The organism is Streptomyces sp. NPDC046335 (assembly GCF_055587985.1).
The window spans coordinates 237,179-259,578 of sequence record NZ_JBVJFF010000007.1 but is presented as its reverse complement, the minus strand read 5'-3'; the positions used below and the strand labels follow the sequence as shown (position 1 = coordinate 259,578).

19 protein-coding genes are annotated in these 22,400 nt (G+C 72.6%); 2 read left to right on the top strand and 17 right to left on the bottom strand.

Going from position 1 to position 22,400, the window contains the following annotated elements:
• Positions 1-141: 141 nt before the first annotated feature.
• The 8 genes from ACZ6JY_RS19135 to infC all read right to left on the bottom strand — a co-directional run bounded on the left by ACZ6JY_RS19135 (position 142) and on the right by infC (position 8,914).
• Positions 142-1,227, bottom strand: a complete 1,086-nt coding sequence (locus tag ACZ6JY_RS19135) for a PP2C family protein-serine/threonine phosphatase (RefSeq protein WP_469197165.1) — start codon at positions 1,225-1,227, stop codon at positions 142-144.
• A 192-nt stretch (positions 1,228-1,419) separates the two neighbouring features.
• Entirely contained in the window at positions 1,420-3,930 is a 2,511-nt protein-coding gene (gene pheT / locus ACZ6JY_RS19130; protein WP_469197164.1) for a phenylalanine--tRNA ligase subunit beta, read from the bottom strand.
• Positions 3,930-5,060: a phenylalanine--tRNA ligase subunit alpha gene (pheS, locus tag ACZ6JY_RS19125; protein WP_469197163.1), complete on the bottom strand. Its 1,131-nt coding sequence runs from the start codon at positions 5,058-5,060 to the stop codon at positions 3,930-3,932. The genes pheT and pheS overlap by 1 nt, the downstream gene beginning before the upstream one ends.
• Before the next feature lie 149 nt (positions 5,061-5,209).
• Positions 5,210-6,352, bottom strand: coding sequence for a sensor histidine kinase (locus tag ACZ6JY_RS19120; protein ID WP_469197162.1), 1,143 nt, complete (start codon positions 6,350-6,352; stop codon positions 5,210-5,212).
• A gap of 152 nt (positions 6,353-6,504) precedes the next feature.
• The gene (locus ACZ6JY_RS19115; protein WP_469197161.1) at positions 6,505-7,350 is read right to left on the bottom strand and encodes a TrmH family RNA methyltransferase; all 846 of its coding nucleotides are present in this window, start codon (positions 7,348-7,350) and stop codon (positions 6,505-6,507) included.
• Between the two features lie 115 nt (positions 7,351-7,465).
• Positions 7,466-7,852, bottom strand: coding sequence for a 50S ribosomal protein L20 (gene rplT, locus ACZ6JY_RS19110; RefSeq protein ID WP_447036361.1), 387 nt, complete (start codon positions 7,850-7,852; stop codon positions 7,466-7,468).
• 96 nt (positions 7,853-7,948) lie between these two features.
• A complete protein-coding gene (gene rpmI, locus ACZ6JY_RS19105) occupies positions 7,949-8,143 on the bottom strand; it encodes a 50S ribosomal protein L35 (protein WP_007829094.1) in 195 nt (64 codons plus the stop codon).
• Positions 8,144-8,251: 108 nt separating this feature from the next.
• Positions 8,252-8,914: a translation initiation factor IF-3 gene (gene infC, locus ACZ6JY_RS19100; RefSeq protein ID WP_268775508.1), complete on the bottom strand. Its 663-nt coding sequence runs from the start codon at positions 8,912-8,914 to the stop codon at positions 8,252-8,254.
• A 395-nt stretch (positions 8,915-9,309) separates the two neighbouring features.
• Here infC and ACZ6JY_RS19095 point away from each other — a divergent pair, with 395 nt between their 5' ends.
• Positions 9,310-9,687 (top strand): DUF1844 domain-containing protein, encoded by a 378-nt coding sequence (locus tag ACZ6JY_RS19095; protein ID WP_469197160.1) that lies wholly within the window; start codon positions 9,310-9,312, stop codon positions 9,685-9,687.
• A gap of 28 nt (positions 9,688-9,715) precedes the next feature.
• Here the strand turns inward: ACZ6JY_RS19095 and ACZ6JY_RS19090 are convergent, their stop codons facing one another.
• From ACZ6JY_RS19090 to ACZ6JY_RS19080, 3 genes are all read right to left on the bottom strand, one after another.
• Entirely contained in the window at positions 9,716-10,450 is a 735-nt protein-coding gene (locus ACZ6JY_RS19090; RefSeq protein ID WP_469197159.1) for an SseB family protein, read from the bottom strand.
• A 201-nt stretch (positions 10,451-10,651) separates the two neighbouring features.
• The gene (mycP, locus tag ACZ6JY_RS19085) at positions 10,652-11,857 is read right to left on the bottom strand and encodes a type VII secretion-associated serine protease mycosin (protein ID WP_469197349.1); all 1,206 of its coding nucleotides are present in this window, start codon (positions 11,855-11,857) and stop codon (positions 10,652-10,654) included.
• Positions 11,858-11,925: 68 nt separating this feature from the next.
• Positions 11,926-12,990: a hypothetical protein gene (locus ACZ6JY_RS19080; protein ID WP_469197158.1), complete on the bottom strand. Its 1,065-nt coding sequence runs from the start codon at positions 12,988-12,990 to the stop codon at positions 11,926-11,928.
• Between the two features lie 917 nt (positions 12,991-13,907).
• Here ACZ6JY_RS19080 and ACZ6JY_RS19075 point away from each other — a divergent pair.
• Entirely contained in the window at positions 13,908-15,110 is a 1,203-nt protein-coding gene (locus ACZ6JY_RS19075; protein WP_469197157.1) for an amino acid deaminase/aldolase, read from the top strand.
• A 24-nt stretch (positions 15,111-15,134) separates the two neighbouring features.
• Here ACZ6JY_RS19075 and ACZ6JY_RS19070 read toward each other — a convergent pair whose 3' ends face one another.
• The 6 genes from ACZ6JY_RS19070 to ACZ6JY_RS19045 form a co-directional block, all read right to left on the bottom strand.
• Positions 15,135-16,091: a DUF2510 domain-containing protein gene (locus ACZ6JY_RS19070; RefSeq protein WP_469197156.1), complete on the bottom strand. Its 957-nt coding sequence runs from the start codon at positions 16,089-16,091 to the stop codon at positions 15,135-15,137.
• Between the two features lie 28 nt (positions 16,092-16,119).
• Positions 16,120-17,418, bottom strand: a complete 1,299-nt coding sequence (locus ACZ6JY_RS19065; protein WP_469197155.1) for an HAD family hydrolase — start codon at positions 17,416-17,418, stop codon at positions 16,120-16,122.
• A 22-nt stretch (positions 17,419-17,440) separates the two neighbouring features.
• Positions 17,441-18,757, bottom strand: coding sequence for a haloacid dehalogenase-like hydrolase (locus tag ACZ6JY_RS19060; protein WP_469197154.1), 1,317 nt, complete (start codon positions 18,755-18,757; stop codon positions 17,441-17,443).
• Between the two features lie 91 nt (positions 18,758-18,848).
• Positions 18,849-19,628 carry a 3-oxoacyl-ACP reductase gene (locus tag ACZ6JY_RS19055; RefSeq protein WP_469197153.1) on the bottom strand — a complete coding sequence of 260 codons (780 nt, stop codon included), beginning with the start codon at positions 19,626-19,628 and terminating at the stop codon, positions 18,849-18,851.
• 6 nt (positions 19,629-19,634) lie between these two features.
• Positions 19,635-21,017 carry an aldehyde dehydrogenase family protein gene (locus ACZ6JY_RS19050; protein WP_469197152.1) on the bottom strand — a complete coding sequence of 461 codons (1,383 nt, stop codon included), beginning with the start codon at positions 21,015-21,017 and terminating at the stop codon, positions 19,635-19,637.
• A 7-nt stretch (positions 21,018-21,024) separates the two neighbouring features.
• A complete protein-coding gene (locus ACZ6JY_RS19045) occupies positions 21,025-22,395 on the bottom strand; it encodes a glutamine synthetase family protein (RefSeq protein ID WP_469197151.1) in 1,371 nt (456 codons plus the stop codon).
• Positions 22,396-22,400 lie beyond the last annotated feature (5 nt).

The window sequence follows — 22,400 nt, the reverse complement described above, 5'->3', positions numbered from 1 at the left end:
ATCAATTAAGGAGGCCGGCCGGGCCGCCGGCTCCCCCCTCGTACAGTGCGGCGGTCCTCATGGGCGCCGCCCGTCCCGCCGTCTGCCCGACAACTCCATGGCGGGGCGGGCGGCGCATGCCGTTCCCACGCGCGGGGCGCCTCACGTCAGGGTGCCGGCGCGCCGTCCCTGCTCCGGGTGTTGCACGGGCAGCCTCGTGCGGTCGTTGCGCAGGGCGAGCAGCGCCACGTCGTCGGACGGCGGTCGGCCGGTGTGCCGCCGCAGTTCGGCGTAGACCTCGTGGACGAGACCCTGCGGCGTGACCGGCCTGCCCGCGGCCTCGGTGAGCTTCGTCCGCAGCGGGAAGAAGGCTCCCGCCGCGTCGCGCGCGTCCTCCATGCCGTCGGTGTGCAGGACCAGCGTCTCGCCGGGCAGCAGCCGGCCGCCGTAGAACACGGGCAGTTCGGCGGGGAGCGGGAAGGAGCCGAGCGGCGGCAGCGGCTCGGCCTCCGTGAGGGGCCTCGCCTGTCCGCTCAGCAGATGCGGCCAGGGGTGCCCGCAGTTGAGCGCGGAGATCTCGCCGTCGTCGCCGATCTCCATGAGCAGTACGGTGACGAACTCCTCGGCCGAGGGGGTCTCCGGCCCGGGGCCGCCTCTGGCGGGGTGCTCAGCGCGCGCCCGCTCCCGCAGGTGGCGTCCGAGGGTCCGCTCCAAGCGCCGCATCACCAGGGCCAGTTCGGGTTCGTCGTGCGCGGCCTCGCGGAAGCTGCCGAGGACGGCGGCGACGGTCCCGATGGCGGCGAGGCCGTGGCCGCGGACATCCCCCATGACGACGCGGACACCGTGCTCGGTGGCGGCCACCTCGTACAGATCACCGCCGACCGTGGCACCCCGCGAGGCGGAGAGGCGTCCCGCGGCGAGGGCGAGCCCGGCGACGCGGGCGGGCAGCGGCCGCAGGAGCACGTTCTGCGCGGCGCCCGCGACCTCGCGGAGCTGCCGCAGCTCCCGCATCAGCGCCCTGCGGACGTGCACGACGAGCCCGGTCCCGACGGCGAAGAAGACGGCACTGCTGACGAGCCGCGCCTCCAGGCCGTCCTGCTGCGCGAGCGGACAGGCCAGTTTGTACGTGGCGGCGACGGCGCCCCAGCCCAGGGGCAGGCCAAGACCCCGCACCCTGCCCAGGCGCACACCTCTCGTGCCGGCCCGGAGCAGCTTCCGGCAGGGAGGCCCAGCCTTGATCCGCATCATGCCGACGCCCCCTCAGGACCGTGTACGGCGCGCAGGTAGGCCCCCACGGCCGGATCGATTCTGACCATCGGATGGGTCTATCGGGCCATGGTGACTTCTCCAGCCACTCGAACGAGTGAGGGGCCCGTCCGGCGGTGCGGACAAGCCCCTCTGTGCGCCTCTTGTGCGCCTTTTCTCGCCTGCTCGCGGTGACTACGCTCCGCGCAGCACGGCGCCCGTGCGCTCGGCAGCCAGGGCGACGGCCGCGTCACGGGCCGCCGACGCCTCGTCGACGGTCAGCGTGCGGTCGGCCGCGCGGAAGCGCAGCGCGTACGCCAGCGACTTCTTGCCCGCGCCGATCTGCTCGCCCTCGAAGACGTCGAACAGCCGGATCGACTCCAGCAGGTCGCCCGCGCCGCCGGTGAGGTGGTACTCGACCACGGCGGCCGGCACCTCCTTGTCGACGACGAGTGCGACGTCCTGGGTCGCCACCGGGTAGGTGGAGATCCGCGGTGCCTGGAGGGCGCCTTCGCCGGCCTGCTCCACGCGGTCCAGGTCCAGCTCCATCGCGCAGGTCCGCGCGGGCAGGCCGAGTGCCTTGACGACGCGCGGGTGCAGCTCACCGGCGTGCCCGACGGAGACGATGCCGCCGTCGACGACGACCTTCAGCTCCGCGCAGCGGCCCGGGTGCCAGGGGCCGTACTGCCCTTGGTCGACGATGAGCTCGACGCCGGCCTCGCGGGCGACGGAACGCGCCGCCTCGACGGCGTCGGCCCAGTCCGCGGGGCGGCCCTTGCCCCACCAGCCGGCCTGCTCGCGGGCGCCCGCGAGGACGACGGCGGCGTGCCGGGGCTGGACGGGCAGCGCCTCGGTGAGGGAGGCGATCTCCTCGTCGGTAGGCCGCCGGTCGACGGGCAGGCGCACCGCGACCTTGAGCTCCTGGCGCGGGTAGAAGACCAGGCCGGTCTCGAAGAGCGCCAGGTCGTGGCTGCCGCGTCCGTCGTTGCGGCGCAGCGCGGAGAGCAGCCCCGGCAGCAGCGTCGTACGGAGAGCGGGCTCCTCGTCGGAGAGCGGGTTGGCCAGCTTGACGACGCGGCGCGCGGGGTCGTCCGCGTCGAGGCCGAGCTGGTCGAAGACGTTCTCGCCGATGAAGGGGTAGCTCAGCGCCTCGACGTAGCCGGCCCCGGCGAGCGCGCGGCCGACCCTGCGGTGCAGCCGCTGCCGCTCGGTGAGCCCGCGGCCCGCGGGGGGCTTGGGCAGCGTGGAGGGCAGGTTCTCGTACCCCTCCAGGCGGATGACCTCTTCGGCGAGGTCGTTCGGCTCGGCGAGGTCGGGGCGCCAGGACGGCACGGTGACGGTCAGGTCGTCCTGTCCGTACACGTCGCAGCCGACCTGCTGGAGGCGGCGTACGACGGTCTCGCGGCCGTACTCCACACCGGCGACCCTGTCGGGGTGGTCGGCGGGCATGGTGATCGTGCGCGGCGCGGTCGGCGCGATGACCTCGGTGACGCCGGCCTCGGCGGTGCCGCCCGCGAGCAGCACGAGCAGGTCGACGGTGCGCTGCGCGGCGGCCGACGCGGCCTGCGGGTCGACGCCGCGCTCGAAGCGCTTGGCGGCCTCGGAGCCCAGCTTGTGGCGGCGCGCGGTGCGGGCCACGGAGAGCGCGTCGAAGTGCGCGGCCTCGATGACGACGTCGGTGGTGCCACCGGTCTCTTCGTGATCGGCGATCTCGGTGTTGGCGCCGCCCATGACGCCCGCGATGCCGATGGGACCGCGGTCGTCGGTGATGACGAGGTCCTCGGCGTCCAGGACGCGCTTGGCACCGTCGAGCGTGGTGAACTTCTCGCCCTGCTCGGCCCTGCGCACACCGATCGTGCCCTGGACGCGGGAGCGGTCGTAGGCGTGCAGGGGCTGGCCGAGCTCCATCATCACGTAGTTGGTGATGTCGACGGCGAGGGAGATCGGGCGCATGCCGGCCTTCTGAAGGCGGCGCTGGAGCCAGATCGGGGAGCGGGCCTCGGGCCGCAGACCCGTGACCGTGCGCGCGGTGAAGCGGTCGCAGCCGATCGGGTCGTCGATCTTGACCGGGTAGCCGAAGGAGTTCGGCGCGGGGACGTCGAGGAGCGCCGGGTCGCGCAGCGGCAGGCCGTAGGCGATGGCGGTCTCGCGGGCGACGCCGCGCATCGACAGGGCATAGCCCCGGTCGGGGGTGACGGCGATGTCCAGGACCTCGTCGACCAGCTCAAGGAGCTGGATGGCGTCGGTGCCGGCCTCGTGCTCGGGCGGCAGGACGATGATGCCGCCGCTGCCGTCGTCGCCCATGCCCAGCTCGTCGCCGGAGCAGATCATGCCGTGCGAGGTCTTGCCGTACGTCTTGCGGGCGGCGATGGCGAAGTCGCCGGGCAGGACGGCGCCGGGCAGGACCACGACGACCTTGTCGCCGACGGCGAAGTTGCGCGCGCCGCAGACGATCTCCTGCGGCTCGCCCGTGCCGTTGGCGGTGCCGACGTCGACGGTGCAGAAGCGGATGGGCTTCTTGAAGCCCTCCAGCTCCTCGATGGTGAGGACCTTGCCCACGACGAGCGGGCCCTTCAGGCCGGCGCCGAGCTGTTCGACGGTCTCGACCTCAAGGCCGACCTCGATGAGCTTGGCCTGCACGTCACGGCCGGTCTCGGTGGCGGGGAGGTCGACGTACTCCCGCAGCCAGGAAAGCGGGACCCGCATCAGATCTCCATCCCGAACGGCCGGGTGAACCGGATGTCACCCTCGACCATGTCTCGCATGTCTTCGACGTTGTGGCGGAACATCAGCATCCGCTCGATGCCGAACCCGAAGGCGAATCCGCTGTACTTCTTGGGGTCGACGCCGCAGGCGGTGAGCACCTTGGGGTTGACCATGCCGCAGCCGCCGAGCTCGATCCAGCCCTCGCTGCCGCAGGTGCGGCAGGGGCGGTCGGGGTTGCCCACGGACTCGCCGCGGCAGACGTAGCACACCATGTCCATCTCGGCGGACGGCTCGGTGAACGGGAAGTAGTTCGGCCGCAGCCGGGTCTTCATGTCCGGGCCGAAGAGCGCCTGGACCATGTGGTCGAGGGTGCCCTTCAGGTCGGCCATGGTCAGGCCCTCGTCCACGGCGAGCAGCTCGATCTGGTGGAAGACCGGGGTGTGCGTGGCGTCCAGCTCGTCCGTGCGGTACACCCGGCCGGGGCAGACGATGTAGACCGGCGGCTCACGGCGTTCGAGCAGCGCGCGGGCCTGCACGGGCGAGGTGTGCGTACGCAGTACGACACCGGACTCCTCGCCGGTCGCGCCCTCGGGGCCCTGGACGAAGAAGGTGTCCTGCATCTGCCGGGCCGGGTGGTCGGGCGTGAAGTTCAGGGCGTCGAAGTTGAACCACTCCGCCTCGACCTCGGGGCCCTCCGCGACCTCGTAGCCCATGGCGACGAAGACGTCGGAGACGCGCTCCATGAACGTGGTCAGCGGGTGGCGGGCGCCGGCCGGGGTGCGGTCGTAGGGCAGTGTGACGTCCACCGCCTCCTCGACCAGGACCCGGGCGTCCCGCTCGGCCTCAAGATCGGTCTGGCGGGCAGCCAGCGCCTTGCTCACGGCGCCGCGGGCCATGCCCACGCGCTTGCCCGCCTCGGCCTTGGCCTGCGGGGGCAGCGCGCCGATCTCGCGGTTGGCGAGCGCCAGCGGCGAGGTGCCGCCGGTGTGCGCGACCTTGGCCTCCTGGAGCGCGTCGAGCGTGTCCGCGGCGGCGAAGGCGGCGAGCGCCTCGTCCCGCATGCGCTCGATCTCTTCAGGTTTCAGTGCCTCGACCTCAACAGGGTCGTACGACTTGTTCGGTGCCGACATCTCTTCCCGTGCTTCCGATTGGCTGGCGGATGGGTCCCCGTCAACAACTCGGAGACAAGCTGTCCCAGATATGGGGACACAAAGTGCCAACGACCGAGTCTAACGGGGGTGTGGTGAACGAATGAGCCCGCGGGCTGCTCACGGCGTCCTTACTGGAGATACGCCGGGGCCCCCACGGGCAACGTAAATCGGAACTGGGCGCCGCCGCCGGGCGCGCGGCCGACGGTGATCGTCCCGCCGTGCGCCTCCACGATGCCCTTCACGATATACAGCCCCAGTCCCGTGCCGCCGCGCTTGCTGCCCCGCCAGAAGCGGGTGAAGACGCGGCCCATCGACTCCTCCGGAATGCCGGGACCCTCGTCGCTCACGGTCACGGCGGTCTCGGCGCCGCCCCGCTCGCGCGGCGATGAGGAGGGCGCCACCCCAATGGTGACGGTTCCCTCGCCGTGCCGCACCGCGTTTTCCAGCAGGTTGCCGAGCACCTGGTCGATCTTGTCCGGGTCCGCCCAGCAGTCGGGCAGCGGCTGCTGCACCCGGACGAGGAAGCGGTCAGCGTCCTGGCCGGACGCGACATGGGACTGGATGTGCCGCCCGACGGCGGCGCCGATGTCGACGGGCTGGCGGCGCAGCTCCAGGCGCCCGGAGTCGATGCGGGAGATGTCGAGGAGCTCGGCGATCAGCCGGGTGACGCGGTTCGCGTCGGCGTCGACGGTCTCCAGCATCAGTTTCTTCTGGTCGTCGGTGAACCGTTCCCACTTGGCGAGCAGCGTCGCCGTGAAGCCCTTGACGGAGGTGAGGGGCGAGCGCAGCTCGTGGGCGACCGTGGCGATCAGCTCGGCGTGGCTGCGCTCGGTGCGGCGGCGGGCCTCAGTGTCCCGCAGCGAGACGACGACGCGGCGCACGGGCCCGGTGCGGTGGGTCCGCAGATAGCGGGCGGAGACCAGGACCTCGCGGCCGCCGGGGAGCAGCAGATTGCGCTCGGGCTGGCCCACGCGGATGGCGAGGCCTCCGTAGGGATCGGTCAGCTGCCACCAGCGGCGGCCTTCGAGGTCCTCTAAGGGGAGCACGCGCTCAAGGGGCGCGCCGATGGCTTCGTCGGCGCGGACGGCGGTGATGCGCGCCGCCGCCGCGTTGAAGCAGATGATCCGGCCCGTCTCGTCCGCCACGACGAGCCCGTCGGGCAGTTCGTCCGGGTCGAGTCCGAGGTCGCCGAGGTCACCGGGACCGCCGCGGTCCGCGCGGGCACGGACGACGTCCGGTGCTCCCGGTGCTCTGCTCGTGCCGACGCTCATTCCCCGTACCCCGCCTCTCGCACTTCCGGTGCGGGTGCCTCCAGCTCAGCGGTGCCCCTTTTGTTCGAGCGGAACCGGGAACATGCGAGCGGAACCGAGAACTTGGGGGGAGCGACCGCGAGCTGGGGAGGGCCCCCGAGCCCGTCACACTACTAGCTCGATGTGACGGAGCGGCACCCTCCGGCGGCGCGCTGTGCACGGGCGGACGCGTAGAGGCACACGGCGGCGGCCGTGGCGAGGTTGAGGCTCTCGGCCCTGCCGTGGATCGGGACGCGCACCACGGCGTCGGCGAGCGCGCGGGTCTCCTCCGGCAGGCCCCAGGCCTCGTTGCCGAAGACCCAGGCGCTGGGGGTGCCCATGGTGCCCTTGTCGAGCTCCGTGTCGAGGTCGTCCTCGCCCGCGCCGTCGGCGGCGAGGATGCGCACGCCCGCGTCCTTGAGCCCGCGCACGGCCTGTTCCACGGGCACGCCCACGGCCACCGGAAGGTGGAACAACGACCCGACGGAGGCCCGTACGCACTTGGGGTTGTAGAGGTCCACGGAGGCGTCCGTGAGGATCACCGCCTCGGCGCCCGCCGCGTCGGCGCAGCGCAGCACGGTCCCCGCGTTGCCGGGGTCGCGTACGTGGGCGAGTACGGCGACGAGCTTCGGCCGCGCCGCCAGGATCTCCGCGAACGGGGTGTCGAGGAACCGGCAGACCCCGACGAGCCCCTGCGGTGTCACGGTGGTGGAGATGTCGGCGATGACGTCCTCATCGGCGAGGTGCACCCGCGCTCCGGCGGCGCGCGCCTCCCCCACGATGTCGGCGTACCGCTCGGCGGCGTCGACGGTGGCGAACAGCTCGACGAGCGTCTCGGCGTGCCCGGCGGCCTCCCGCACGGCCTGCGGCCCCTCGGCGAGGAACAGCCGCTCCTTGCCCCGGAAATTCCGCTTGGCCAGCCGCCGCGCGGCACTGACGCGGGGTGACTTGGGGGAGAGCAACTCGGGGGCGGCGGTCATGAACTCACCTTCGGGGATGTGAGGCCCCGTAAGGGGCGCGGGCGACGGCGGACGCACACGGACCCGCAAGCCACAGGTGGCCTACGGGTCCGGGGGGCGCTCAGGGACGCACGGCTCAGGCGGCAGCCTTGGGCGCGTTGACGTCCGAAGGCAGCGCCTTCTGCGCGACCTCGACCAGCGCGGCGAACGCGTTCTGGTCGTTGACGGCGAGCTCCGCGAGGATCTTGCGGTCCACCTCGACGTTGGCGGCCTTCAGACCCTGGATGAAGCGGTTGTAGGTGATGCCGTTGGCGCGGGCAGCGGCGTTGATGCGCTGGATCCACAGCTGACGGAAGTCGCCCTTGCGCTTCTTGCGGTCGTTGTAGTTGTAGACCAGGGAGTGGGTGACCTGCTCCTTGGCCTTGCGGTACAGGCGCGACCTCTGGCCGCGGTAACCCTTGGCCGCCTCGAGGATCGCCCGACGCTTCTTGTGGGCGTTGACTGCCCGCTTGACGCGTGCCACTTGTTAACTCCTTGCAGCGGGGCCGTGGTGGGAATCACACGGCCCGATATCGATTGGGTCCCGGTCAGAGCTCGGGCGCGCGGTGCGCGCCCCGGCTCACTTGCCGAGAAGCTTCTTGATCTTCTTGGCGTCGCCCGGGGCCATCTCGGCGTTGCCGGTCAGGCGACGCGTCAGACGGGACGACTTGTGCTCGAGCAGGTGGCGCTTGCCGGCGCGCTCGCGGAGCACCTTGCCGGAGCCGGTGACCTTGAAGCGCTTGCTGGCACCGCTGTGCGACTTGTTCTTCGGCATAGCGCCGTTCTCTCCTCGTCAGTGGCACTCCGATGCCCGGTCGTGAAACCGGGCATCCGGAAGCCATATGTGTCAGTTGGCGATCCCCTGGACTCGCGTCCGGGAGGATCAGGCCTCGGCGGGAGCCTCGGCCGGGGCCTCGGCGGGAGCCTCGTCGAGCTCCTCCCCCTCGGCGGAGTTCTGCGAACGGCCCGGATTGGCCTTCGCGTCCGCCTTGCGGGCCGCCTGGGCCTCACGGGCCTCGGCCATCGCCTCGGTCTTCTTCTTGTGCGGACCGAGAACCATGATCATGTTTCGGCCGTCCTGCTTCGGGTTCGACTCGATGAACCCGAGGTCCTCGACGTCCGAAGCGAGACGCTGGAGCAGTCGGAAACCCAGCTCGGGGCGGGACTGCTCGCGACCACGGAACATGATCGTGATCTTGACCTTGTCGCCCTGCTTGAGGAACCGGACGACGTGACCCTTCTTGGTGTCATAGTCGTGCGGGTCGATCTTCGGCCGGAGCTTCATCTCCTTGATGACCGTGTGCGCCTGGTTCTTGCGCGCTTCACGGGCCTTCATGGCCGACTCGTACTTGAACTTCCCGTAGTCCATGAGCTTGCACACGGGCGGCCGGGCGGTCGCCGCGACCTCGACCAGGTCAAGGTCGTACTCCTGCGCGAGCTCCAGGGCTTTGGCAAGCGGAACAATTCCGACCTGCTCGCCACTGGGGCCGACAAGTCGCACCTCGGGAACGCGAATCCGGTCGTTGATGCGGGGCTCGGCGCTGATGGATCCTCCTCGGTAGCACCACGCGACCGTCTGGCGGACAGCCGCGTTACGTCTGTTTACTCGACCAACCGAACGAGGCCACAAAAAATGCCCCGACCGATCACACTGAAGGGGCTCCATGTACTACCGGAGCACCTCCGCGGTGATCGCGGGGCGCACATCGGACGACCCGAAGCCCCATGGACTTCGGCCGCCTGACCGGTGACCCGCCGCTCCGGGGAGCGGTCAGGTGGGAGAACGGAGCCTCCACTTGTGGGCCGGAACCTCGCGCGTTGGCACACGGGTGTCCGGCCGGTCGTTACACAAGGTTAGCAGCTCCGCCGGGGTGGAGCGAACCCTCGGCGCCGCGGCTCCCGGCGCCCGGCCCGCCCCGGGCGCGGCTTATCGTGTGGGACATGAGCGACACGACCCCCACCCCCGAGTCCCCCGCCGGTGACTCCCCCACTTTCGACACCATGACCCGTGACATCGCGGACGTCCCCGCGGTCGAGGTGATCACCACGGTGGCGGTCCACCTGATGAGCGCCGCCGCCGTGAACCTCGGCCTCGCCGAGGGCGGCGAGGGCCACAAGGACCTCGACGAGGCCCGCAAGCTGATCCACTCCCTGGCCGGCCTGATGGACGCGAGCGCCACGGAGATCAGCTCGTTCCACGCGGCGCCGCTGCGGGACGGCCTGAAGTCCCTCCAGCTCGCGTTCCGCGAGGCGTCGGTCGTGACGGACGAGCCCGGCCAGGGCCCCGGCGAGAAGTACACGGGCCCGGTCTTCGGCTGAGCTTCTGGATCAGCTGTACGTACTTGGATCAGGCTGTACGTACGTAGAGGGGCTCGCCCGGCGGCGTCGCCTCGGCCGGCAGGAGTGCCAGGTCGAGGCCGCGCACCAGGCGGGCCCTCAGCGTTTCGTCGGCGGCGATGGCCCGGGCCACCCGCTGGGCGGCCTCGGCCGGGTCGGCGGAGGCGTCGAGGACCAGTGCCAGGGTGCCGTCGGCGGAGCCGGCACCGAGGTGGGCCCTGACGACCGCCGGCTCGGCGGCGACGGCCGCGCGCACGGCCTCGCGCACGGCGGGGTCGGCCAGCGGGTCCGCGTCGGCGCGGCCCTCGGCGAGGGCGAGCAGCGCGGCCCTGCCGAGTTCGTAGGGGACGGGGCCCGCGAGGTCCAGGACGATCGTGTCGGCCTGTTCGTGGGCGGCGGCCTGGAGCGCCTGGTGCAGGGGCACGGCGACCGGGCGGGCGGCCGGGTCCCACAGGGCGAGGGTCTCGGTGGAGGTGAAGGCGGGCAGGGCCTTGCGGTCGCCTGCCTTCAGGGTGGGCACCGCCATGTCGCTGGTCTTCTCGCGACGCAGACCGTTCTCGTCCTCCTCGACCTCGCCGAGCACGGCGACGACGGGGACGAGCAGCCGGGCTCCGGCCAGGGCCGCGAGGACGGGGCCGTGGGCCGTGCGGTCCCCGGCCCAGGCGGCGAGCGCCGCGGCGAGCGCGGGGTCGGCCGACCCGTCGTCGTCGGAGAAACCGGGGTCGGGAATGTTCTTGTTCGCCACGGTCCCCGACCCTACAGAGGCGGGCCGGGGGCCTTGGCGGCAGGTTGGGTGGTCGCCCTGCGGGTGGGCCCCCGGGAGCCGTGGCGAGGACGGCCGGTCGGGCCTCGCAGGGGCGGCGGCTGCGGGCGGCGTCCGGACCGGGGCTTCGCCCATAGGGCGCCCGCAGTCGGCGGTGGGGTGTGCCCCGCGAGGCCTCCGGGCCTACAGCGGCAGCTCCGGGTGGCCGTCGGAGCGGGTGGGGCGTCTGGTGCGCCAGAGGTGGACCGCTGCCGCCAGCAGGGCCACGCCGAGGGCGGCCGCGGTCGGGCCGGTCCAGGCCGCGGGGCTGGTGTCCCCCTTGTCCGCGTCAGGCCCCGGGCCGAAGTACGTCTCTCCGTACGCCGTGGCGCGCAGCTCGTCCGGCTTGAGCTTTCCGGCGCGGGCGAGGGCCGCCGCGGGGTCGATGAGGCCGAAGCCGCGGGAGTCGTCACGGCCGCCGGACGGGGCGTCGCGGGCGGTGTCCTCCAGGAGCTGTTTGATCTGCGCGGGCGCGAGGCCCGGGTGCTCGGCGCGGATCAGTGCGACCGCGCCCGAGACGAAGGCGGACGCGGCGCTGGTGCCCCAGCCCTCGTAGTACTTGCGGTCGGGGTCGGCGATGACGATGTCGTCGCCGGGCGCGGCGACGGTGGCGTACCAGCGGCGGGTGGAGAAGGAGGCTCGGGCGCCGTTCTCGTCGACGGCCGTCGCGGCGATCACGCCGGGGTAGGCGGCCGGATAGGAGACGTGGTCGCCGCGCTCGCCGGCGTTGCCCGCGGAGGCGACGACGGCGACGCCCTTCTTGAGGGCGTACTGCACGGCGGCGTCCTCGGACGGTTCGGGGTGGGCGGACCTGGAGTCGTCGCCGAGGGAGAGGTTGATGACGTCCGCGCCGTGGTCGGCGGCCCAGCGGATACCGTCGGCGAGGGCGTTGCCTCGGGTGTTGCGGGCCTTCTTGCGGGCGGGGTCGCCGTCCTCCAGGATCACGCGGACCGGCAGGATCCGTGCTTCGGGCGCGATGCCGAGCACGCCGTCGCCGCGGCCCTCGCCGTGTCCGTGGCCCGCGATGATGCCGGCCATGGCGGTGCCGTGCCGGGCCCAGGGGCGGTCGCCGCGGGAGGCGCCGAAGCCGACCATGTCCTTGCCTTCGAGGACGTTGCCCGCGAGGTCCGGGTGCCGGTCGTCCACGCCGGTGTCAAGGACGGCGACGGTCACGCCCCTGCCCTTGGTGGTCTGCCAGACCTGGCTGGTGTGCATGGCGTCGAGGCCCCACTGCTGGACGCGGATGCCGTCGTCGGCGCGGGCGGTGGCGGCCGGGGCGAGCACCAGCGCGGCGGCGAGGGCGGCGACGAGGGCCCGCCGGCCGAGCGGCCGTCCCTGCCGCGCCGTCATGACCCTCGTAACCCTCGCGGCCTTTGCGGCCTTCGCGGCCTTCGCGGCCTTCGTGGTCCTCATGGTCCTCACGCGTTCTTCTCCGCGTCCGCGATGGTCTTGCGCAGGCCGCGCTCGACGCGGTCGGCGATGCCCTTCGCCTCGTGGCCGAGGCCGGACTGGGCGGGCGCGGAGTCGTTGCCGTCCATCGCCTCGGCCGCGGGCTCGGGGTCGGTGACGGCCCTGCCGTCGGCGAAGCCGGACACGGCGTACGCGATGACGGGCGCGTCCGGGAGCACGGACAGGGTCCAGGCCGCGCGCTGGGCGTCCCCGAAGTCCTCGGCGACCGTGCCGTCGGCGGCGTAGGCGCGGGGCATGAGGTCGGTGCGCCGGTCGAGCCCCTCCTCCGTGATGCGGTTCCGCAGCGCCCGCATGGCGTCGGCGTCCGCCTTGGCGAACATCAGGCCCACCGTGGTGACGTGGCTGCGGGTCGCGTCGGTGTACGTGGCGCGCAGCAGCCGCAGGCAGCCCGCGGGGGCGAGGGCCTTGGCCAGCAGCGGGTCGAAGGCGGCCCGGCAGTTGCCGTCCGGGGCGACGGCGATACGGGTCCAGGAGCGGTCGGCGCCGCCGGGGCCCGCGCCGCCACCCTTGAGGGTGCGCGGGAAGAGCCGGTCCACGGGGACGCTGTGCCAGAGCGCGCCGGTGACCTCGTACGCGCTGCCGGCGCTGCCGCTCGCCGCGGACTCGCCGGTCAGCCAGCTGCCGGTGGCCGCGCCGCCGATGAGGCCGAGGCCGACGACCGCGCAGGCCGTGGCGGCGGCCACGCGGGGGCGCGCCCAGGCGCCGACGCGGCGCAGCCGGGTGGTGGTGTCGTCGTACAGGGCGGGCCGGGCGAACACGACGAAGGGCCGTCCCGCCCCCGGCCCCGGCGTCAGATCGACGGCCCCGACGGCACGCCGGGCGGCCGTGGCGCGAGGCGCGTCGCCGCGTGGGCTCACGTGCGTGTCCGCCGTCCGGGCCCGCGGGGCATCGGGGATGGGCCGCAGCCGGGCGGTGGTCTCTTCGGGCACCTCGGCCTCGGGGGGCGCCTGCCGCGGGCGCGGCTCACCTGGCGGGGTGGCCTCGACGGGCGGGGCGGAGGGCTGCGGCGGCACGGCGGCGGGCCGCGCGGGGGCCTCCGGGGGTGCGTCGGGGAGCCGTGCCGACGCCGGCGGCGGAGGCGGTACCTCGCGGGGCGTACGGGCACGCTCGAAGGGGGCGAGGAGGTCCTCTATACGGGCCGCGCGGTCGGACCTGTCGTCGGCACCGGCTTCCTGACGCGGACCGTCAAGGGGCAGCCCCTCATCGCCCGCCGTACGAGCACCGGAAGCCCGACCCGAGGAAGCCGTACGGCCAACGGCAACACCCGCACCTTCAACGACCGCCGGACGCACATCCGGAAGACGAGCCGAAGCAGCCGGAGGCGCCCCGGAAGCCGGACGGTCGACAACACCGGCCGCACGACCGGCGGCATCACCCGCACCCTCAACGACCGCCGGACGCACATCCGGAAGACGAGCCGAAGCAGCCGGAGGCGCCCCGGGGGCCAGACCGTCCCCACCATCAGCCGTGCCGCCCGCGGCATCACCCGCACCCTCAACGGCCGCCGGGCGCCCATCCGGCAGGCGAGCCGAAGCAACCGGGGCGGTGGTGTTCGAGACGGCGGGAGCTGAGGTTTCCTCAGGGGCGGTCGTGTCGGCCGTGGCGGGGTCCGGGACGGTGAGGAGCCAGTCTTCGTCCACCGGGGGGCGCACGTCGGGGAAGCGGGCCGACGGGGGCGGCGGGGGGTCCGGCGGGAGCGCCGGACGGGGGGGCGTGGCGGGCCTCGGGGGGATCGGGGTGCGACGCGCCTCCGTGCTCATGCTCCCCCGTCTCCTCGCACTCCGGTGCCGGAGCGCTCGGCCCGGCGAGGCTCCGTGCGCGTCACTCTACGGGCAGACGCAGGTCGCGCGGGAACCCGGATCGCGCCCCCGGGCGATCTGCCCGGATCATCCCCCTACCCCCGGGTAATCGTGTCTGACAGGCTTCGGCCATGACTGCCCCTGCCGCGGACAGGGCCCGCTACGACCGGGCCACCGCACACCTCGACGCCCCCGTAGCGATCGTCGATCTGGAGGCGTTCGACGCCAACGCCGACGACCTGGTGCGCCGCGCCGGCGGCAAGCCGATCCGCGTCGCGAGCAAGTCCGTCCGGTGCCGGGCCCTGCTCGAACGGGTCCTGGCCCGTGACGGCTTCGCCGGGGTCATGTCGTTCACGCTCGCCGAGTCCCTGTGGCTGGCCCGCTCCGGCTTCGACGACGTGCTGCTCGCCTACCCCTCGGCGGACCGGGCCGCGTTCGCCGAGCTCGCCGCCGATCCGAAGCTGGCCGCGAGCGTCAGCGTGATGGTCGACGACCCCGCCCAGCTCCGGCTGATCGACGGGGCCAGGGGCGGCGGGAAGGAGGAGATCCGGGTCTGTCTGGAGCTGGACACCTCCCTGCGGGCACTCGGCGGCCACGTGCGCGTCGGCGCCCTGCGTTCGCCGCTGCACTCGCCCGAGCAGGTCGCGGCCCTGGCCCGCGCCATCGCCCGGCGGCCCGGGTTCCGGCTCGTGGGCGTCATGGCGTACGAGGGTCATGTGGCCGGCGTCGGTGACGCGGTCCAGGGGCGGCCCGCGCGCTCACGGGCGATCAGGCTGATGCAGGCGGCGGCCCGCAAGGAGCTGGCGGAGCGCCGGGCGCGGACGATCGCGGCGGTCCGTGCGGCCGCTCCCGATCTGGAGTTCGTGAACGGCGGCGGCACGGGCAGCGTGCAGCACACCGCGGCCGAGCCGGCGGTGACGGAGATCGCCGCGGGGTCGGGGCTCTACGTGCCGCGGCTCTTCGACAACTACACGTCCTTCCGGGGGCGTCCGGCCGCCCTCTTCGCGCAGCCCGTGGTGCGCAGGCCGGCCCCTGGCATTGTGACGGTGCTCGGCGGCGGCTACCCCGCGTCGGGTGTCGCGGGCCCGGACCGTTCGCCGGTGCCGTACCTGCCCGAAGGGCTGCGGTACGACCCGCAGGAGGGCGCGGGCGAGGTGCAGACCCCGCTGCTCGGCCCGCCGGCGGACGATCTGCGGATCGGCGACAAGGTGTGGTTCCGGCACGCCAAGGCGGGCGAGCTGTGCGAACGCTTCGCCACCCTGCGGCTGGTGGAAGGTGACACGGTCACGGCGAGCGTGCCGACCTACCGGGGCGAGGGGCACACCTTCCTCTGACCGGCTTTCAGGGCGCCGGGCGCCTCACCCCGTGGGAGTGACGCCGCTTCCCACGCCGCCGCTCGACTCGCCGTCGTCCACGGACCGGATGCCTCTCGTGATCTCGTCCATGTCCGAGACCGGCGGCGCCCCGTCCCGCGCGCCGACGGCGAAGCGGACGATGACCATCGACTCGGAGCCGACGCTGGAGGCGAACGCGAGGGACTGGACGTAGCCGCCGGGGCCCTTCGCCGTGTGGACGCGCCAGCGCACGTAGTAGCCCGCGCGGCCCGCGACCGCCACCTGGCCCGCCTCGACCTGCTCGTGGCCGGTCATGCCGCCGTAGGGCTGCCGGTCGAGCGTGTCCTTGTCGTAGGCGGCTTCCGCCGCGTCCTTGATGTCCCCGAGGGCGAGGGTCTTCGGGTCGGTCTCGTCGGTGCCGGTGGCCGTGCTGGAGGTGACCGTCCCGTGGCGGCAGTTGCCGGAGTCACCGGGGCAGTCGACGATGTCGGGCGTCTGGATCGTGGCGCCGCCGCCGACGGTGTCGTCGTCCTTCTCCCAGCCGTCGGGCACCGGCAGCGTGATGCCGTTGAGGTCGTCGACCAGGGTGTCCGGGTCGGGGTCGGCGGTCGGGGACTTCGACTCCTGCTCCGTGGCGGTCGCCGTGGGACTCGTCTCCGCCTTCGTACTCGGCGCGGCCACGCCTTCCGGGTCGTCGCCGTCCTTGCCGAGGACGACGACGCCCGTGACGATCGCCGCGACGAGCACGGCTCCGGCGGCGACCAGCGCGAGGATCTTCGCGCGGCCGCCGCCGGAGGACACCGGGGCCGTCACCGTCGTCACGGCGGGGTCCGGCGCCGGGCCGAAGCCCTGCTGCGCCGGGGCCGCTTGAGCGGTCTCGGGAGTGCGCCGGTGCTCGGTCCACGCTGTTCCGTCCCACCAGCGCTCGACGGCGGGCTGCTGCGGGTCCGGGTACCAGCCGGGCGGAGGCGACATACTCATCCCGGCACTGTAGGACGTGGCGCGAAGGTCAGTACACCGAGTCCCGCTGGTCTGGCACGACCGAGCCGTCGGCGCGCAGGACCGGGCCCTTGTCCCCGCCGTGTTCGTTGTACGCGGCGGTCGAGCACGGGTAGGTGCCGGACTTGCGCGGCAGCGGCTCGATGAACATCGGGTTCACGACCCAGCGGCCGTCGGCGTCGTCGTACGCGCGGCACATGAACTCGGCCTTGTTGCGGTTGAGCACGAGGTGCGCGCCGGTGGCGTCGCCGACGAAGGTCACGTCCGTGTCGGCGTCACCGCCGCCGAGCGCGATGCGGTGGGCGCGGTCCTGCTTCTGCCAGGCCGCCTTGCCCTTGACGCCGAAGATCTCCTGGTTGATCCAGCACCGCTTGCCGTCGATGTACGGGATGGCCTCGCCCTTGTTGACGGGCACTCCCCCGCAGCCCTGGTTCCAGGTGGTGATGCGGCCCTCGCGGTCCAGGACGGAACGGATGGCGACGGTGTGCGCGCGGTCGATGCCCACGCTCTTGGACCACACCTCGGTGACCGGCTCGGAACCCGCCGAGACGATGTAGACGTCGAACCCGGCCTTCTTCAGGGTGCGGATCAGGTCGCGCTGCTGGTCGTAGTAGCGCACGTACCCGGGGATCTCGTGCGTGCCGACGGTCTGCTCGCTGCCTATGGGGGCGGCCAGCGCCTCCTTACGGGCCTTCGCGGCGTACGACTCCAGTTCGGGGACGGTGTGCCCGGCGAAGATCTGCGGCACCCAGGCGTACTGCGGGACGGTGTGGCGGTGGTCCCACTTCCCGGCGAAGGCGGCGGCGCCGCTCATCGTCCTGCCGTCCTCGCGGACCTCGAAGATCTCGTCGGCGCAGGCGGTGTTCGTGGAGGTGGGCAGCGGCTTGCCGACGGGGACCTTCGTGCCGCACGCCTTGGTCAGGGCGCGGTCGGCGGCGTCGGTCATCCACTTGCTCGTGGACTTCCAGCTCTTGGGCCGCAGGATCTTGTCGTGCCGCAGGGACCAGGCGATGGTCGCGTCGGTCACGTCGTTCTTGGTGATGGTGTTGTCCCAGTCGAAGGCGGCGACCGGGCGTTTCCCGCCGTGTCCGAGGTGCGGGTCCGAGCAGCGTCCGCGCTCGTCGATCATCCGCTGGAGCTTGGCGCGGTTGTCACCGTGCCACTTCAGTTTCTTCGAGAGCTGCGGACAGTGCGCGTCGGTGGTACGGGAGTTCGCGGGCGTGGCGGCGGCCGCGGGGGAAGCTGCGGGCACGGCTGCCAGGGAGGCGGCCGTGGCCAGCGTCAGCGCCACAAGGTGTCTGGTACGCATGTGAGTGCACCGTACATCAGTACTACGAGCCTGACGACAGCGTCGGCGCGCCGTGCACAGCGTCCCTCTGGTCGGGGATCACGGAGCCGTCCGCGCGGCGCACCGGGCCCTGTGTGCCGTCCCGTTCGGTGTAGCCGGTGGTGGCGCAGGGGTAGGGGCCGGTCCTCGCGCCCTTGGGCCGGATGAACATGGGGTTGACCAGCCAGCGGCCGTCGCCGTTGTCGTAGGCGCGGCACATCAGTTCGTCCTTGTTGCGGTTCAGGACGAGCCGCAGCCCGGTGGCGTCGCGCAGGAAGGAGACGTCCGTGTCGGAGTCGCCCGCCGCGAACACCTGGCGGTGCGCGGCCGGTCGCACCTTCTCGGCCGCCGCGCCGCGCACGCCGAAGATCTCCTGGTTGATCCAGCACCGCTTGCCGTCGATGTACGTGATCATCGAGTCGTCGCCGTCCCTGACGGTGCCGCAGCCCTTGAGGTGAGCGGTGAGCCTGCCGTGGGCGGTGACGTTGCGGATGCCGATGGTGTGGCGGGCGTCGACGCCGACGCCGCGCGCCCAGACCTCGGCGACCGGCTCGGGTGACGCGGAGACGACGTAGACGTCGAAGCCGGCCTTCTTCAGGGTGCGGATCAGGTCGCGCTGCTGGTCGTAGTGGCGGACCCAGCCGGTGGCCCTGCCGCTGCCGACCCGCTGTTCGGTGCCGACCGGCGCGGTGAGGTTCTCCTTGCGGGCGGCCGCCGCGAAGTGCTCGACCTGCTGGGTGGTCCAGCCGCGGGTGAGCTGGGCGAGCCAGGCGTACTGCGGCTCCATGCGGCGGTGGTCGAAGCCCGCGAAGGCCGGGGCGCCGCCGGTCGTGGTGCCCTCGCCGTAGACGGAGAGGATCTCGTCGGCGCAGGCGGTGTTCCGCCGGGTGGGCAGGGTGGCGGCGGTGGCCGGGCAGGCCTTCGCCAGGGCCTTGGCGGCCGGGTCGGTCAGATGGCGGCTCGTGGTGTGCCAGTCGCCCTCGGCCGGGGTGCGTATCCTGCCGTTGCGCAGCAGCCAGTACATGGTGGCGTCGCCGACGTCGTTCTTGATGACCGTGTTGTCCCAGTCGAACGTGGCGACGGGCTTGGCCCCGCCGTGGTGGCGCCGGGGGCCGCAGTGGCCGTACGTATCGATCATGTGCTGGAGCCGTGCCCGGTTCTCGCCGTACCAGCCCTGGGAGACGGTGAGGGCGGGGCAGGTCAGCGACCGGCCGCGGGCTTCGGTCTGGGTGGCCTCGGCGGTGGCCTGGACGGCGACGAGACCGGCGGCGGCGACGGCGAGTACAGCGGTGGCCGCGGCGGCGCGGCGCTTGAGGTTCACGAACACACTCCCGTGTCTACGCAGGTCAGCCGGGCGTCGTGCGACGCCCGGCTGACGCCTGGGTGGCTCCTTGGTGAACTGCGCGCTGTGCCTACAGCGGGGTCACGTACGCCCCGGAGATGCCGCCGTCCACGAGGAAGTCGGTGGCGTTGACGAACGAGGAGTCGTCGCTGGCGAGGAACGCCACGGCGGCGGCGAGCTCGTCGGCCTCGGCGAAGCGGCCCACGGGGATGTGCACGAGGCGGCGTGCGGCGCGCTCGGGGTCCTTGGCGAACAGCTCCTGGAGCAGCGGGGTGTTGACGGGGCCCGGGCAGAGCGCGTTGACGCGGATGCCCTCGCGGGCGAACTGGACGCCGAGCTCACGGGACATGGCGAGGACGCCGCCCTTGGACGCGGTGTAGGAGATCTGCGAGGTCGCGGCGCCCATCCGGGCCACGAACGAGGCGGTGTTGATGATGGAGCCCTTGCCCTGGCGGCGCATGTAGGGGATGGCGGCCTTGCAGCACAGGTAGACGGAGGTGAGGTTGACCTCCTGGACGCGCTTCCAGGCGTCGAGGCCGGTGTCGAGGATGGAGTCGTCGTCCGGCGGCGAGATGCCCGCGTTGTTGAAGGCGATGTCGACGGAGCCGTAGGTGTCGAAGGCCGTCTTGAACAGCGCGTCGACCTGCTCGGCGTCGGTGACGTCGACCTTCACGAAGATCCCGCCGACCTCATCGGCGGCCTTCTTGCCCGCGGCCTCGTCGATGTCGCCGCAGACGACGTGGGCGCCCTCGGAGGCGAGGCGCCGCGCGGTGGCGAGTCCGATGCCGCTGCCGGCGCCGGTGATGACGGCGGTGCGGCCGACGAGGCGGCGGCAGATGTTCTCTGACATAGGGGTTCAGGCCTCCGTACTGATGAAGACGTTCTTGGTTTCCGTGAAGGCGTGCAGGGCGTCCGGGCCGAGCTCGCGGCCGAGGCCGGACTGCTTGTAGCCGCCGAAGGGGGTCCAGTAGCGCACGCTGGAGTGCGAGTTGACGGACAGGTTTCCCGCCTTGACCGCCTGCGAGACGCGGAGCGCGCGGCCCACGTCACGGGTCCAGATCGAGCCGGAGAGGCCGTAGTCGCCGGCGTTGGCGAGACGCACGGCGTCGGCCTCGTCCTCGAAGGGGATGACGACGGCGACGGGGCCGAAGACCTCCTCCGTGGCCACCGGGGCGCCCGGGTCGACATCGGTGAGCAGCGTCGGCGGGAACCAGAAGCCGGGGCCGTCGGGGGCCGTCCCGTGGATGCCGTCGCCGGGGGTGACGTAGGACCGGACGCGGTCGAGCTGGGCCCGGGAGATCAGCGGGCCCATCTGGGTCTTCTCGTCGGACGGGTCGCCCACGACGACGGACTCGACCGCGGGCGCCACCATCTCCATGAAGCGGTCGTACACCGAGCGCTGCACGAGGACGCGGGTGCGAGCGCAGCAGTCCTGGCCGGAGTTGTCCAGGTACGACATGGGGGTGGCGAGGGCCGCCGCCTCCACGTCGGCGTCGGCGAAGACGATGTTCGGGCTCTTGCCGCCGAGTTCGAGGGTCAGCCGCTTCACCCGGTCGGCGCAGGTGGCCATGATCTGTTTGCCGACGCGAGTGGAGCCGGTGAACACGATCTTGGCTACGCCGGGGTGCTCGACCAGCGCCCTGCCCGCGACGCCGCCCACGCCGGGCAGGACCTGGAAGAGTCCCTCGGGCAGGCCCGCCGCCAGGGCGAGTTCGGCGAGGCGGAGCGCGGTGAGCGGTGTCGTCTCGGCCGGCTTGAGGATCACCGCGTTGCCCGCCGCGAGGGCGGGGGCCGTGCCCCACGCGGCGATCGGCATCGGGAAGTTCCAGGGGGCGATGACGCCCACGACGCCGAGGGGCTCCAGGACGGTGACGTTCAGGCCGCCGGGTACGGGGATCTGCCTGCCGCTCAGCCGTTCGGCTCCCCCGGCGGAGAAGTCGAGGAGGTCGCGGACGTTGCCGGCCTCCCAGCGGGCGTTGCCGATGACGTGCCCCGCCTCGCGCACCTCCAGGCGGGCCAGCTCCTCCAGGTGGTCGTCGACCTGGGCGGCGAAGCGGCGAAGCAGCCGGGCGCGGTCGGCGGGGGCCGCCGCGGCCCACTGTTCCTGGGCGCGCGCCGCACGGGCGACGGCGGCGTCGACGTCCTGCGGGGTGGCGGCGGGGACGGTCGCGACGAGTTCTTCCGTCGCCGGGTTCAGTACGTCGAGGTTCAGTACGTCGACGTTCGGTGCGTCTGGCAAGGCTGCCTCACATGCGTTCGAAGGAGCGGCGGAGCTCCCAGTCGGTCACCGCGGAGTCGAAGGCGTCCAGCTCGACCCGCGCCATGTTGCGGTAGTGCGCGACGACCTCGTCGCCGAAGGCGGCCTTCGCGACCGGGCTGTTCTCCCAGAGCTCGGCGGCCTCGCGCAGGGTGGTGGGGACGTGTGCGTACTCGCCGGAGTAGGCGTTGCCCGTGCACTCCTCGGGCAGTTCGAGCTTCTGCTCCACGCCGTACAGACCCGCCGCGACGAGCCCCGCGACCGCGAGGTGCGGGTTCACATCACCGCCCGGCAGCCGGTTCTCGAAGCGCAGGGAGCGGCCGTGGCCGACGACGCGCAGGGCACAGGTGCGGTTGTCCTGCCCCCAGGCGACGGCGGTGGGGGCGAAGGAGCCGGGCACGAACCGCTTGTAGGAGTTGATGTGGGGCGCGTAGAGCAGGGAGAAGTCGCGCAGCGCGGCGAGCTGGCCCGCGAGGAAGTGCCGCATGAGGGGCGACATGCCTCCGGGGTCGTCCGGCGAACCGGCCATGACGTTGTCGCCGTCGGCGTCCTGGAGCGAGAGGTGGATGTGGCAGGAGTTGCCCTCGCGCTCGTTGAACTTGGCCATGAAGGTGAGCGAGACGCCCTCCTGGGCCGCGATCTCCTTGGCGCCGGTCTTGTATATGGCGTGCTGGTCGCAGGTGACGAGGGCCTCGTCGTAGCGGAACACGATCTCGTGCTGGCCGGGGTTGCACTCGCCCTTGGCGGACTCGACGACGAGGCCTGCCGCCGCCATCTCGTTGCGGATACGGCGCAGGAGGGGTTCGATGCGGCCGGTGCCGAGGACGGAGTAGTCGATGTTGTACTGGTTGGCCGGGGTCAGGTCCTTGTACCCGGCGTCCCACGCCTGCTCGTAGGTGTCCTTGAAGACGATGAACTCCAGCTCGGTGCCCACGTGGGCGCTGAGGCCCAGTTCGGCGAGGCGCTCCAGCTGGCGGCGCAGGATCTGCCGGGGCGCGGCGACCACGGGCGAGCCGTCGCTCCAGGCGAGGTCCGCGACCAGCATCGCGGTGCCCTCGTTCCAGGGGACGCGCCGCAGGGTGGTGAGGTCGGCGTGCATGGCGAAGTCGCCGTAACCGCGGTCCCAGGAGGACATCGCGTATCCGTCGACGGTGTTCATCTCCGGGTCGACGGCGAGGAGGTAGTTGCAGCCCTCCGTGCCGTGTTCGAGGACATCGTCGAGGAAGAAGCGGGCGGCGAACCGCTTGCCCTGGAGCCGCCCTTGCATATCGGGAAAGGCCAGGACGACAGTGTCGATCTCGCCGCTCGCGACGAGGGCCTTGAGCTCCTCGACGGCGAGCGGGGGTGTGCGGTCTGCCACGGGAA